The organism is Sellimonas sp. (assembly GCF_047234585.1).
GTDB classification, from domain to species: Bacteria; Bacillota; Clostridia; order Lachnospirales; family Lachnospiraceae; genus Sellimonas; species Sellimonas caecigallum.
Genome location: NZ_JBKSWG010000039.1, coordinates 1 through 13,881, shown reverse-complemented (window position 1 = coordinate 13,881; position 13,881 = coordinate 1). Strand labels below are relative to the sequence as shown.

General features: G+C 45.7%; 17 protein-coding genes. All 17 read right to left on the bottom strand.

The window, feature by feature from the left end:
- Nucleotides 1-19 precede the first annotated feature (19 nt).
- On the bottom strand, nt 20-640 hold the full coding sequence (locus tag ACLROL_RS11415) for a DUF6904 family protein (RefSeq protein ID WP_413067865.1): 621 nt from the start codon (nt 638-640) through the stop codon (nt 20-22).
- Nucleotides 641-683: 43 nt separating this feature from the next.
- Nucleotides 684-1,454: a GNAT family N-acetyltransferase gene (locus tag ACLROL_RS11410; RefSeq protein WP_087201245.1), complete on the bottom strand. Its 771-nt coding sequence runs from the start codon at nt 1,452-1,454 to the stop codon at nt 684-686.
- A 65-nt stretch (nt 1,455-1,519) separates the two neighbouring features.
- Nucleotides 1,520-2,047 carry a flavodoxin domain-containing protein gene (locus ACLROL_RS11405; RefSeq protein WP_413067864.1) on the bottom strand — a complete coding sequence of 176 codons (528 nt, stop codon included), beginning with the start codon at nt 2,045-2,047 and terminating at the stop codon, nt 1,520-1,522.
- A 21-nt stretch (nt 2,048-2,068) separates the two neighbouring features.
- Nucleotides 2,069-2,629, bottom strand: a complete 561-nt coding sequence (locus ACLROL_RS11400) for a TetR/AcrR family transcriptional regulator (protein WP_087212606.1) — start codon at nt 2,627-2,629, stop codon at nt 2,069-2,071.
- A gap of 149 nt (nt 2,630-2,778) precedes the next feature.
- Nucleotides 2,779-3,462: a carboxymuconolactone decarboxylase family protein gene (locus ACLROL_RS11395; protein ID WP_087201251.1), complete on the bottom strand. Its 684-nt coding sequence runs from the start codon at nt 3,460-3,462 to the stop codon at nt 2,779-2,781.
- 101 nt (nt 3,463-3,563) lie between these two features.
- Nucleotides 3,564-4,154 carry a hypothetical protein gene (locus ACLROL_RS11390; RefSeq protein ID WP_413067863.1) on the bottom strand — a complete coding sequence of 197 codons (591 nt, stop codon included), beginning with the start codon at nt 4,152-4,154 and terminating at the stop codon, nt 3,564-3,566.
- A 34-nt stretch (nt 4,155-4,188) separates the two neighbouring features.
- On the bottom strand, nt 4,189-4,950 hold the full coding sequence (locus tag ACLROL_RS11385; RefSeq protein WP_413067862.1) for an EFR1 family ferrodoxin: 762 nt from the start codon (nt 4,948-4,950) through the stop codon (nt 4,189-4,191).
- A 25-nt stretch (nt 4,951-4,975) separates the two neighbouring features.
- Nucleotides 4,976-5,734 (bottom strand): class I SAM-dependent methyltransferase, encoded by a 759-nt coding sequence (locus tag ACLROL_RS11380; protein WP_413067861.1) that lies wholly within the window; start codon nt 5,732-5,734, stop codon nt 4,976-4,978.
- Between the two features lie 57 nt (nt 5,735-5,791).
- Nucleotides 5,792-6,238, bottom strand: a complete 447-nt coding sequence (locus ACLROL_RS11375) for a DUF3795 domain-containing protein (protein WP_221920124.1) — start codon at nt 6,236-6,238, stop codon at nt 5,792-5,794.
- A gap of 279 nt (nt 6,239-6,517) precedes the next feature.
- On the bottom strand, nt 6,518-7,150 hold the full coding sequence (locus tag ACLROL_RS11370) for a hypothetical protein (RefSeq protein ID WP_413067860.1): 633 nt from the start codon (nt 7,148-7,150) through the stop codon (nt 6,518-6,520).
- A gap of 14 nt (nt 7,151-7,164) precedes the next feature.
- Nucleotides 7,165-7,836 (bottom strand): deoxyribose-phosphate aldolase, encoded by a 672-nt coding sequence (gene deoC, locus ACLROL_RS11365; protein WP_413067859.1) that lies wholly within the window; start codon nt 7,834-7,836, stop codon nt 7,165-7,167.
- 1 nt (nt 7,837) lies between these two features.
- A complete protein-coding gene (add, locus tag ACLROL_RS11360) occupies nt 7,838-8,803 on the bottom strand; it encodes an adenosine deaminase (protein WP_413067858.1) in 966 nt (321 codons plus the stop codon).
- Nucleotides 8,804-8,839: 36 nt separating this feature from the next.
- Complete coding sequence (locus ACLROL_RS11355) at nt 8,840-9,652, bottom strand: purine-nucleoside phosphorylase (protein ID WP_221920118.1); 813 nt, start codon at nt 9,650-9,652, stop codon at nt 8,840-8,842.
- Nucleotides 9,653-9,668: 16 nt separating this feature from the next.
- Entirely contained in the window at nt 9,669-10,400 is a 732-nt protein-coding gene (locus ACLROL_RS11350) for a Crp/Fnr family transcriptional regulator (RefSeq protein WP_087166859.1), read from the bottom strand.
- A 55-nt stretch (nt 10,401-10,455) separates the two neighbouring features.
- Nucleotides 10,456-11,724, bottom strand: a complete 1,269-nt coding sequence (locus tag ACLROL_RS11345) for an amidohydrolase family protein (protein ID WP_413067857.1) — start codon at nt 11,722-11,724, stop codon at nt 10,456-10,458.
- A 32-nt stretch (nt 11,725-11,756) separates the two neighbouring features.
- The gene (locus tag ACLROL_RS11340; RefSeq protein WP_087166857.1) at nt 11,757-12,698 is read right to left on the bottom strand and encodes an ABC transporter permease; all 942 of its coding nucleotides are present in this window, start codon (nt 12,696-12,698) and stop codon (nt 11,757-11,759) included.
- Between the two features lie 17 nt (nt 12,699-12,715).
- Nucleotides 12,716-13,807, bottom strand: coding sequence for an ABC transporter permease (locus tag ACLROL_RS11335; RefSeq protein WP_087201269.1), 1,092 nt, complete (start codon nt 13,805-13,807; stop codon nt 12,716-12,718).
- Nucleotides 13,808-13,881 lie beyond the last annotated feature (74 nt).

The window sequence follows — 13,881 nt, the reverse complement described above, 5'->3', positions numbered from 1 at the left end:
AATATTGAACTTTCAAGGTTCAACACACCTTATTGGTGTGGGAAGTCTTAGTTAATAACTCAACGTTACATTTATCAACATACTGTGTCACGTAATTAATGTAATCCTCATGGGAATTCTGCGCAAGGCGAATTATTTTTTCCAATTCTTCATCTCCGATAACCTCCCCGAGTGCCTGCCATATTACCGCACACAACAAATTCAAATTAGCCTTATCCTCAAGATAATATCCATATGGAATTGGAGGAAGCCCCATATCTGCACACCGCGAACGGCGTCCATAATAGCATGCCGAAAGCTGATAAAACTTTGGAATCGTCACAGCTACAAAAATAGCTTCCGGGAACAATATATTCACACTATAGTATACATTCTGCGTGGGCGTGATCATTTCATGCCATTTCATGATTTCCTGATTCATTCCATTATCTTCCAACACAATATCACGGTCCCCCATAAATGCATGACGAATGTCATAGCAGATTCCAAGCAGACGATTTTTTACTCCGTAGTAAACATCCATATGCTCTTCTTCCGTTATTGTCATACGATGAATACTGTCTACTAATCTGTAAAAATCTCCAAAATCACCCTGTATATTAATCCCTGTCAAATGTGTCGTTGGTTTCGCTTTTAACATACCGCCCTTCTCCTTTCGCTATTGTTATCCGAAAATCGACAAATTATTGCCGATTCATTTCATTTACCATCTCTGCAGGTTTTGCTGTCATTTCCACCCACGCAGGAAGAAAACCGCTTTTGACAGCATTGCGCACAGATCTGATATTGGACCATGCCGAACAATAAAAAGGAACTTTTTCTCTTTTTAATATTTCTTCCGCCAACGTGCTGGTAAGTGAAGATGCGATTCCTTTTCTTCTGTACTCCGGCAGTACATCTACACCAATCTGCCACATTGTATCACAATCGGCGGAGCACCCCGAAAGTCCAATCAGTTTGCCGCCATCATATGCGCCAACCCCCAGAACATCCAGCTGTTTTCTGTCTTCACATAAGGCGTTTGCCCACTGTGGCTGATACAGCTCGGCGAAATCTTTCTGTTCCAAAACTTTCAGCTCATAATCACAAGGCAGCGCACGCAGCTTTTCAACATCCGGCAAATAATATTCTGCCATAAAGCATACTTTTTGTCCTCTCTTTGACAGCCTTTCCTCAAGCCAGTGCATATTTGGTGTTTCAAAACAATGATAAAACTCGTATCTTCCTATGTATTCTTCCACAATATCTTTATATTCTTCCCGCACCGATGCCACGATATTGTTTCCATAGGAGACCAAATTACAGGCAATCGGTTCTCTATAATATTTTCGTGCTTTCTCGCCCACACAGGATGTGACAACGACATGGTGCTCACAGAGAAAATCTGACGCTTTGCAATTGATGTCTGCTGCCGACTGCTCCATTGCAATCCGCAGGATATCTTTATTTGTCATAATTTTTCCTCGCTTTCTTCTCCTAATCCTGTGAATATTGTAATCAAACAAATGTTGTTTGTAAATTACCCTTGCAAATATTCCATCAGCGGCAGCAGATATTTTTTATCTGTCCAGTCGCACGTTTGCCCTACCGCGCACATAAGCGCCTGCATCCACGGTTCGTATGTACTTGGGTCTTTTTTTGCAATCGATTTTTGCAGTATCTTGCACAAAGTTCTGTCTTTCCATGTCATTTTGGCTTCATCCCAGGCTCCTCGGCCATAAAAAACAGGGATTCCTTTTAAATCATCTTTTAGATTATGTTTTTTGATCTCTCCAAAGGCATTTTCATCATACGGGGAAGCTCCCACGCAGAATATTGCAATCTTTTTTTGTTTCCATCTCCCGATATTCTTTTTTAAAACCGACAATCCCGCTATACCTGAAGCATATATGCCACCGCACAGAACGATCATTTCATAGTTTGCCACATCATCGACAAGAACCTTCGATGCTTCTACACAATCAAAATCCGTCATTTCTTTTAGCCAGTCTACATATTTTTTCGTTGCCCCATACTTAGACCGATAAATGATAATCCCCTTTTTCATAACGAACTCCTTTCCGCTTCCTTAAGCATACAGTGCCTGCTTTAAAAATGTCTCATAAGCAGCTTCTAACTGCGTATATATTTCATCCGCTGAAATTCCCGGCTCAGTAACCGAAAAAATTGTACCAATCCCGATCGTATAAATCAGCATATTCAGATGTAACCGCTTTGCCTTGTCCGTGCTTATGTTCAGCTGACCGGCAATAAATTCGGCAACATGAGGATCTGTTTCCTTTCTGTATAAATCGTCCAGAGAAGAAATCCCATTTCTCTGATGCAAAATAAATATGCGAAACAGCGCCGGCTCTTCTTTTGCCAACTGAATATAGACTCTGCCGGTACTGCGGAACAAGTCCTCTTTATCAATATGGGTTCTCACATAGTTCTGGATAAAGACACCCACCTGTTCAACGACATCTCTGCGCAATCCTTCCATATTTTTGCAGTAGCTGTAAATAGGCTGCACAGAGCAGCCTATCTTATCCGCTATATTTTTTACCATAACTTGTTCCATTCCGCTATTTCGCGCTATTTCAAAAGCAGCATTGACAACCATTTCTTTTGTAATTCTCTGTTTTGGCATAAATGTTACCTCTTTATAATCATTTTATATAAATCGTTTATATAATATAATTATATATATTTTTGTATCTCTCGTCAACTGCACAACAAAAAAGGCAAGGATTTTACACCTTGCCAATTTATAGAGAAACCCAACGTTTTATCATCTGTCTACTCTGCTGCTTTTTCAATACAGGATATGGCGTTCAGACTTCTTGGATAACCAATATACGGAACACACTGGGAGACAACTTTGATCAGAAATTCTTTATCATTTCCCATATTCATATTTCCTTTTGCATGGGCGATTGCCTGAGGTTCACATCCCCCCTGTGCTATAAGGAAGCAAAAAGTAATGAGTTCCCGCTGTGCCAGATCCAGCCCATTTCTCGTATAATAGTCTCCAAAGCAGTTTGCAGCCAACCACTTGTTGATATGTCCTGCTTTCCATGCCTCTTTCATATGCTCTCCGAAAATATCAACCTGCGCCTGCACACCTTTTTCCAGACGGTTTTCTTCGGTCGTTGTTCCCCGATGCTCCACAGGCAGTTCGATTCCTTTTTCTTCCATCACTTCATTGGCGATTTCAAGAAATGGCAGCATACGCCCAAATCCCACATAATCCGCCGCCTGATACACAATTTCTTTTACCATCACAGGTGTGATTCCATTTTCCATTGCCTTTGGCAGCATCATTCGGAATACCTCTTGTCCCTGGCATCCAATCAGCACGGCAAGGATCGCCATGTATCTCGTCTGATCTTCCAGTTCCTGCCCTTCTTCATGGACAACTTCCTCAAAAGCAAACCGCTCAAAAATTTCCATAAACTCTTTATCTGTTTCATATAAGTTCATTGCCGACACCTCCTGAAAAAAATAGATGCCCTCTCGGACATCTACAATATAGCACCTGTATTTTTATGTGTCTAATGCTTATTTCTTTTGCTTTGTCATGCTTACAACGTATTTTTAAGCATTTCCCTATTATTGGAAAATCCTTTGATATACTCTTCTGTTTCCTTCATGATCGTTTTCATGATTTCCAGATCATTCAGTGCGTCCCCGGTCTCCATAGAATGATCTGCATGTTCCGTCAAAAAAAGAGACAATCCTCTTTTTTGGCATTCCTCGACAATGACATCTGTCTTCGCCCAGTCATCGCCTGTTCCATGAAATACGATTCCTCTCTTTCCTATCGCCTGAAAAGAGGCCTCCACCGGTGTATAATAGACATGTCCTGCTCCAATTCCCTTATTTGCATCGTAGGATGCAGCCACCGCTGTTCCGATACTTTTTGATATAAACAGCACATGCGTATACGCGGCAAAGTCTATCTTGGAAAGCTGATCTGCCACATTTTCCAGAGCCATCTCGTAAGCAGCGTACATTTTCTTTGCATCTCCTTTGATGCCGAAAGGCAGTGTGCCGTATTGGACGCAGACAATTTCATATCCATACTGCACTGCCAGTTTTCTGCTGTAATACAAAAGTGGTTTATCTACGTGATATCCGATTCCCGGAAATATTACTGCAATCTTTTTATCCATATTCTTTGTCTCCTTTATTGATACTAAGCAATCTTTACCATAAAATTTTTTCTTTTGGGAAAGTATACCGCGGGAGCCCTCTGCTGTGTTTGCCATATTCGATAGCTTCTTTGGGACATCTGCAAATACATGCCATACAATGCGTACAATCTTTACCCCATACCGGTCTTCCATTGTTCATGCGAATATTTTGAAGCGGACAGACTTCCCGGCACTTTCCGCAGGAAATGCACGAATCGGTCGTATAAAATTTTCTGGCGTGAACAAACAGAGGGTAAAACAGATCATTTATAATACCACTGCTCAGTTTATCTGCAGCTGAAGCAGAAATACGCGGAAATTTCTCTCCATTTTTAATTTTAGCAGCCGCTTTTTCAATGCTCTTTTCTGCCCGTCTGATAATGTTTAACGCTTCCTCTTCTGTCGGTGTTTTAAACAAAGCAATATAGTTTTCCGGCATAACCACTTCCAGACATCCAAAATATCGCAGTCTTTTTTCTCTGCACAGAGATTTCAAATATTTTCCGGCATTCCCGATATTGGTTCCGCAAGTCATGACAAAATAAATATCCCGGCTCCCTGATAGTTTCGTCTTTTTCATCCATTCCTGCAGAATGCGCGGAATCCGCCACGCATATGTCGGCGTGACGATTACCCAGGAGCGCTCAGAATGTATTTCTGTAAAATCCTTTTCACGCAGCCTTTCAAACAGATTTATGACCTCGTCATTTGCTTCTCTTCCAATTCTTTCTGCAACGTATTCGCTGTTACCTGTTCCTGTAAAATATAAGATCACTGTTTTCCTCCTCAACTTGTACGCATCACTTTTTTGCAACGATCAAATACCGGTGGATGGTTCCTTCTATTTTTCCCTCTTTTTCAATTTTCTTGTGCATTTCCAATAGTTGTGGGAAGCATCGGCTGACAGAAAATTGAGGAAACTCCCATTCCAGGATGCGTGCAAACCATACGAAGGCCCCTACGTCATAAAAAACAATCGATCTATATGCTTCCTCTGCCTTCAAAATCTGAAATCCCGCTTCTTCGAATATTTTACGCTGCTCTTTCAAGTTTAGATGAGGATATGGTTCCGGCGTCCCCGGCAGCACCATTTCGACCAGATCCCGGTCATTCTCCCCGCCAACTTGTTCAGTAATAAACACGCCTCCTTTCTCCAAAAGTCTGTACAATTCTGATGCATCAAAGTCCCCATGCCGGTTAATGATGACATCAAAAGAAGCATCTGCATAAGGAATATCAGATGGATCATTGCATTCTTGAAAATCAATCCCAAGCGGCTCCAAAGTTTCCTTACACAAAAGCACATTTGGAGGATATCCCTCCGTTGCTGCGGTTTTCACATAAGGATGATGAAGAGAAAGTAAAAATTCTCCGCCTCCAGTATCATAATCCAAAAGCTCGTCATCTTTTGTCAAATACTGTTCAACGATCCTTCGATAATCCCACGGCAAATCCTTTTCTTCTTCGTATCTTCCATAAATATGTGAAAAATCCCATCCATGGATATGAGCAATTTCTTCTTCCTTCTCCCAGACAGCCCTCAATTCTTCTGTCGTCATCTTTCATCCTCCTCTTAAACTAAAGAGTGTGTATTCTTATTTATTTATGACTAGTTTTCAGATCCGATTTTCCCTCTTTTTATAACAGATGATTTTCGGATCAGTTCCGTTACATTTATATTCACACACAAGAAGATATTCCTCATCTGCTACCATGCCGTAACAACTTTCACTTCCTGGTATTTCCACCTGATTTCCGAAATATACATTTTTATCTTCAAGCAGTTTTACACTTTGGCCATTTGCAAGCGGGTATTCTAAATTGACATAAAATCCATTCAGCAAGTTCAGATCTTCTATATGTAGATCCGAAATCCCAAGCGCATTGATTTCATCGATCAAATCACATTTTGCTTTTTTAAGCGCCTCAAAACCACCTTTTTTAATGCATTCCGCTGCAATGCACCTTCCTCCAAAAGGACGTCCCTCTGTTTTGACACAGCCGCCGCACTCTTCTTTTCTGGCACATTTACCGCAGCAATCCACACCACACATTGATAACATATACCTTCTGTCCTTCCTCTCCACTATGAATTTCTCTACACGTATTATATCATAAATCCCCATCTAAACACAGATGAGGAGTGTGATCTTCCACCTGGCCTCCGGATTCCTTATTTTCATGTTTCCATGCAACTCTATGTATGTCAACATCAAACAAAACCTCCGAAGTGCACATCTCTCAATGTACATCCCGGAGGTCTTTTATCCTTGGTCTTTCATTGTTTTGAAAACAGTTATTTTTGCTTAATTATTGTCTCGCCCGTTCTAATATGGATTGAATCATTTCTTATCCTGATCCAGTTCTTTGACGTAAGTCCCTTCTTCTTTTGTAAATCCCATTGTCTGTAAGTAGGATTCATGGAGCCCCGGTGTTCCGGCAAAGGTCAGCTTCCGTATTCCCTGCTCTTTCAGCCTGGAATACAGGCAGGTCCCGACTGAGCAGTCTCTGTATGCCGGCGTGGAATAGTCCAGTATCACATCCAGCTCTCCATCCGGGCGCCGATTTCCGAGGAGGATTCCTGCCGGAGCAGTGTCATGGCAGACGATATAGGCAGCATTGCAGCCCTGCATTGTCTTTGATATTGTATCAAAATCTGGAAAGTATTTCTGGATATCTGCCGCATACCGGTTCACAAAATAATGCAGCATGGATTCTTCCGGCTTTCCCTCGATCACATCGTAAGCCCTCTCTGTTTTCCGGAGCCGCATCAGGTAATAAAAGTTGATCAGAACGAGGCAGGTATTCATGATTGCCGTCGGATATGCATGGATTACCAGAGAATAGATCGTACAGATCACTCCGCCGGCCATGTTGATAATCCTAAGTTTGACCACCGAGGCCATCAGAAAGGATACCAGCACAAGGGCGGATCCGAAATACCCGACCAGCTCTATCATCATATGGGTGCTCACGCTGTCTCCTCCTTCTAGTATCCGGCTCCTGCGTCCGGGCTGTTTTTCATGATTTTCACAAGTCTGCTTGTTCCAAGGCGCTCCGCACCAAGTCGGATGAATTCTTCCGCGTCATCGAAAGAGGAAATGCCTCCTGCCGCTTTCACTTTGACGTCAGATCCAACATGAGTCCGCATCAGTTCCACATCCGCAAAAGTTGCACCTGCGGTGGAAAATCCGGTGGATGTCTTGATATATTCTGCGCCTGCTTTTGTGACGATCTCGCACATCTTGATCTTTTCTTCTTCGGTCAGAAGACAGGTTTCGATGATTACCTTCAGAATACGTCCACCGCATGCCTCGTGAATCTGGCGGATTTCGTCTTCCAGTTCTTCATATTTCTTATCTTTTAACCAGCCGATGTTGATGACCATGTCGATCTCGGAAGCGCCGTTTTCGATGGCATCTTTTGTTTCAAATACTTTGACTGCCGTTGTGCTGTACCCGTTCGGGAATCCGATCACGGTGCAGATCGGAAGTTTCCCTTCCACATAATCTGCTGCCTGTTTTACATAGGACGCCGGAATGCAGGCGGATGCCGTCTCATATTTCATGGCGTCGTCCAGAATCTGGCGGATCTCCTCCCAGGTTGCTCCCTGAGTCAGCAAGGTATGGTCTACATATTTCAAAATTTCTTTCTTTTCCATCTTATATCCCTTTCCATTTCGTTTCCATTATCTCTTTGATTTCCGGGTCAAATGCCGTTTCCGCGGCATTGCGAAGCAGGGTGAGAATCAGTTCGTCATCCTGACCGTACTGCTCATAAACTCTTGTCAGCTCTTTTGTCATGGTTGTGCCGCTGACCGTCCGGTTGTCTGTATTGATACTGACCTTGATTCCTGCATCTACAAACTGGCGCAGCGGATAGTCCCTCCATCCTGATGCAGCCTTAGTCTGGAAGTTGCTGGTCGGACACATCTCCACTCCGATTCCGGCATTTGCGTACGCTTTCATCAGCTCCTGATCTTTTTGAAGTGCAATGCCGTGGCCAATTCGTCTTGCCCCCAGTTCATATGCTTCCCGGACATTGTCCAGATTTCCGGTCTCCCCGGAATGGATGGTAAACGGCATGCAAAGCCGTTTTGCCTCTACAAAAATATCACGGAATTCTGCCGTCGGGAATGCGGATTCATCCCCTGCCAGATCCAGGGCACAGACACCGTGTCCCAGATATTCTCTTGCACATTTCAGCATGGACAGGTTCTGCTCCTGGCTGTGATTTCTCATGGCACAGACGATGATCCCGTACTGTACCTGAAAATCTGTCTTCGCCCGCTCCATTCCTTTCCGCACGGCCTCAATCACCTTTGCGCAGCTTAAGTTTTCGTGAACCGAAAGCATCGGAGCAAACCGGACTTCAATATATTCTACATGTTCCTTTGCGATCTCTTCTACAAAGGTATACGCACCGTCTTCCAGTCCTGCCTCGTCCTGCAGGCACTGTACCGGCAGATCAAATTTTTCCAGATATTCTGTCAGGCTCCGGCAGTCCTCCGACACCGTCAGGGCATCCTCCGGTATCGGTTTTCCCAGATGCCGCTCGATCATGGCTTTTGTCAGAGAGCCGTCCAGATGACAGTGCAGATCCAGTTTCGGAATTGTTTTGATATCCATATATTCACGCCTTTCTTCCGTCTCTCGAAATCAGTCCTACATCGTTTCGATAATCTTTGTTACCAGTCGTTTGAAGTCTTTGGAAACGCGGTCTGCAGTCTCCTGCACTTCTTTGTGATCCAGTTTTTCCTTACTGATACCGGCTGCCAGGTTGGTGATGCAGGAGATTCCTCCGATCTCCATACCCATATGGCGTGCGGCCATTGCCTCGCAGGCCGTGCTCATGCCGACAGCGTCTCCGCCCCAGATTTTGCACATCCGTACTTCGGCCGGTGTCTCATAGTTTGGTCCGGTAAGCTGAACGTACACGCCTTCTTTTAAATCAATCTCGCACTCGGATGCGGCGTTTCGGATCACATCCTGGATTCTGTGGCTGTACACTTCGCTCATATCCGGGAACCGAGGTCCCAGGTCGTCCAGGTTCGGTCCGATCAGCGGACTTGGCACGCCTGTGGCAATGTGGTCGGTCAGCATCATGAAATCGCCCGGGCGGAAGTTTTCGTTGATTCCGCCGGCCGCATTGGTAAGGAGCAGCTTTTTCGCCCCCAGAAGGCCCATCAGGCGGGTAGGAAGAACCACGTCGGACATCGGGTAACCTTCGTAATAGTGAACCCGGCCCTGCATGATGACAACCGGCACATCTCCTACATTTCCAAAGACGAAGCGTCCTTTATGTCCTGTTACTGTGGATACCGGGAATCCCTCGATTTCGGTGTAATCCACGGTCGTTTCAATCTGAATTCCGTCTGCATAATCTCCCAGTCCGCTTCCGAGAATCAATGCCACTTCCGGTTTGAAATCTGTCTTTTCGCGAATACTTGCAAGACAGGTCTGTAATTTCTTTTCCATCTTTGATTCACTCCTTTTATAAATCCTCCGCCAGAATTCCGGAGATCATCTCCTCCATTCTGCGGTATTGTTCATAGTTAATCATGATATTGCTTCCCTGTGTCGTAATCATCCCGTTTTCCTTGAATTTCTTGATGGAACGGCTGATCGTCTTCACACAGAGTCCCGTGAAATCCGACAGTTCCTGCCGGTCGCCCTTCATCCGCAGGACGCCTCCCTGGGCATATTTGCGGTACCGTTTCATCAGGAGGAATGCCACCCGGTCCGCTCCCTGTAAAAACAGAAGCATCCGGCTGTCTCTGGCCTGTTCCAGAAGATATTCGCCCATCAGCCGGCTCTCCTGTTGGAGAGCAACAATATCCGAATCCAGCCATTTTTTGAACCCTTCTTTCGGTATTTTTAGCACCGTACACTCTGTCACAGTCTGGAGGGTCGTCTGGTACTTGTCCAGATTGATGATGACCTCCATTCCGCCGAATGCATAGACCTTGTCAAACATAGTAAAATCATAGTTGATTCCGTAAATCCGATAATCAGTGGCTTTGATCAGACCTTTCCCGATAAAGAAAATCATGTCTGCAGGCTCTCCCTCCTGTACGAAAACCGTCCCTTTTTCCAGCTCTTCCACCACAAAGGTGTCCATCAGCCACATGGGCACTGTCCGGAAATACTCTTCAAACTGTTTTCTTCTGTCCTCTTCAATCTCATTTAAAAACGGCAGAATCTTTGCCAGATATTTGTTTTCCATTCCTTCCCACCTACCGTTCTCTTTTGGTACAGCGGCACACAAAAAGCCCGCTTTGTCAGATTACCTGTTTTCCTTTGATATATTTTGCTTCCACCCTGGCATCCCCGTCCAGATAGATCAGTCTCTCCAGCCGTTCCCGAACGGAAAGCGGACGGGCGTTTCGGATCTTCTGATCGTCGATCACAACCGCGTCAAACTCGTACCCTTCTTCCAGGCTTCCAGCCTTTCCAAAGAAAGCTCCTCCGCCTTTGGTCGCCAGGTAAAAGACTTCTTCCACATTCAGGGGCGCCAGACTTTGATCGACGAGTCTCCACCGAAGCTTCGAACACTGGATGGCCATCGCCATCGCCCGGAACAAAGAGATCGAGGAGCCAGCCGCCACATCGGTGCCAAGTCCCATCTGCATCCCCAGTTCCATATATTTCCTCGCCGGTGCGATTCCAGAGGCGAGGTTTGCATTGGATTCCGGGCAGTGGGCGACGAAGACGCCCTGTTCTTTCATCATCCGTATTTCCTCTTCCCCGCTGTACACACAGTGGGCCATGATGGTCGGGCAGTCCCCACCAAAAAGGCCGTGGATCCGGTACGCATCCCCGTAACAGGACGCCTTTGGCTGCAGTTCTTTTACCCAGTCGATCTCGCTTAAATTTTCCGAAAGATGGGACTGCATCGGCAGATCGTATTGTTTCTGAAGCCCGGAGAGCCGTTCCATCAATTCATCGGAACAGGTTGGAATAAATCTTGGCGTCAGAATCGGTCTGACATTGGAAAGATTCTTCGCGGCCAGAATCCAGTTCTCTGTCGCTTCCGCGGATGCTTTGGCGCTTTCCTCACACAGACTTTCCGGGCTGTTCCGGTCCATATTGACCTTTCCTACATATCCCGCAAGTCCTGCCGCCTCCATCTGTTCCATGAGCCAGAGTGTAGCGTCCGGATGGCAGGTGCCAAAGACGCAGGATCTCGTTGTCGCGCTGTGAAGCAGATCATCCATAAAAATTTCATACGCCTTTTTTGCGTATTCCGGATCCTGATACTTTTCCTCTTCCGGGAAGGTATGGGTATTCAGCCAGTCGATCAGTTCCTGATCCATCCCCAGTCCCCGGAAAGGGTACTGGGGTGCATGGACATGCAGGTCAATCAGTCCCGGAATGATCAGCCGGTCGCCGTAATCGTGGCAGGGAATCCCGCTCCATTTTTCCGGAAGAGTCTCAAATACTCCGATGCTTCTTCCGTCTTCGCACACAACGTAACCATGCTCAATGGTGCGGATTGTCTTTTGATTTTCACTATAGCAGATCTGTCCTCTGATCGCAAATCGTTCCATGTTGTTCTCTCCTTGCTCTGAATTTCCGTCTGTTATCGTTGTCCCTTATCGTAAGGGATACCTTCCGCTTTTGGTGCCCTGGAGTTCCTTGAGAACAGAGCCAGTACCACGAGGGAAATAATGTATGGAAGCATGTTGTAAACGGCGCTTGGGATATTGAGTGCTTCCAGAATGTCGAATCCGGAGTACACGTTGGACAGTGCACGGAACAGACCGAACAGAAGCGCTGCCAGTCCGATCAGCTTCGGCTCCCACTGTCCGAAGATCATAACCGCAAGGGCAAGGAATCCGAATCCTGCCACACCGTTTTCAAATTTCCATTCGCTGACACCTGCTGTGATGTAGACGATTCCTCCCAGACCTCCGAAAAATCCGGAAATCAGGACGCCCGCATAACGCATTTTGTATACGTTGATTCCAACGGAATCCGCTGCCTGCGGATGCTCGCCGCACGCCCGGAGTCTCAGTCCAAACCGGGTTTTATAGAGAACCACGTGCGCAACGATCAGAAGGATGACAGCCAGGATCATAAACCAGCTTACTTCAAAGTTTCCGATTTTAAATGCCGAGAATGCTTTCCTCTGATCGATATACTGAATGGAAGAGGAAACATTGTTTACATTTTCTCCCATATTGATTGCTTTGACAATGACAGTGGCCGCCGCTGTTCCAAGAAGGTTCATGGCTGTTCCGACCAGTGTCTGGTCTGCCTTGAAGTTGATGGCCGATACTGCAAGCAGAAGGGAGTAGATCATACCAAAGATCACACTTCCAAGGACAACCGCCAGAATCATCAGCGCTGCCGGAAGATCTCCCATATACTTCATCACCAGGGCGCCGCCGAGGGCACCGATGACCATGGTCCCTTCCAGCCCCAGGTTGATCACACCGCTTCGTTCAGAAAAGCATCCGCCAAGGGCCACAAGCATCAGTACTGATGCATAGATCAATGTATATTGTAATAAGAGTGCCATATGTTCTTCCTCCTTCCCTATTTCTTTGCTTTTCTGTTCATGCAGTATTTAAAGAATAATACAAAACCGCAGAAGTAAATGATGATTGCCGAGATCAGATCGGAGATCTGCGCACAGTATACCATCTTGTCCACATAGGATCCGCCGCTTGTAATGTGCTGGATGAAAAATGCTGAGAAAATACTTCCGATCGGGTTCAGGCCTCCGAGGAAGGCTGCCGCGATTCCGTTGAATCCCATAGCCGGGACTGCCGTCTGTGCACAGGACCACTGCTCGATTCCGCTTAAGTAAAGGAATGCAGCTCCAAGACCTGCGAGACATCCTGCGATCGCCATGGTAAGGATCATGTTTCTCTTTTCTTTCATACCTGCATATTTTGCAGCATTTTTATTCAGTCCGGTTGCTTTTAATTCGTATCCAAGTTTTGTCTTGCTCATGACTACCCATACGAGAATGGCGATGATGACTGCAAGCGGAATGGCGATCGTCACATACCGGTTGTCAGAAAACAGCTTGTCCAGGCCAAGACTCGGAATCAGGGCGTCCGGGCTGTTTGTCTTAAGCGCCATTGTATAGGTCGTACTGGATTCCTTGACGTTCGTCAGAAGCATGTTGACGCTGTAAAGGCTGATCCAGTTGAGCATGATTCCGGCGATAACTTCGTTTACATTTAAGTATGCCTTTAAAATTCCGGCGATTCCTCCGAGCAGTCCTCCGCCGATCATGGCTGCGATCATGCAGACATACCAAGGCATCTGATACGCAAGCGCCAGGTAAAGGGCAAGTCCTGCTCCTACCGCGTACTGTCCGGAAGCTCCGATGTTAAAGAGCCCCACTTTGTAGGCAAAAAGGATGGACAGGGTACACATCAGAAGCGGCGCCGTTTTGGCAAGGGTGCTTCCGAAATATTCCAGTGCAACTTCCGGTCTCGGGAAATACAGGAAGTTCTTTAAAATGGATGTCATCGCATCCCAGGCTCCGGCCGGATTGATGCACAGCAGCACAATATAACCTACCAGAAGGCCAAGGATAATACAGATCAGAGACGCTATGACCGTCTGTACGCCGCCGATCTCCAGGAACCGTTTCTTTTCATTTTTTGTATTCATATGCTACACCTCCTGTTTCTTTGCTTATGTGTGATAAAGAAGCAATAGAAGTGCAAAAAATTTTGCCGTTCCTA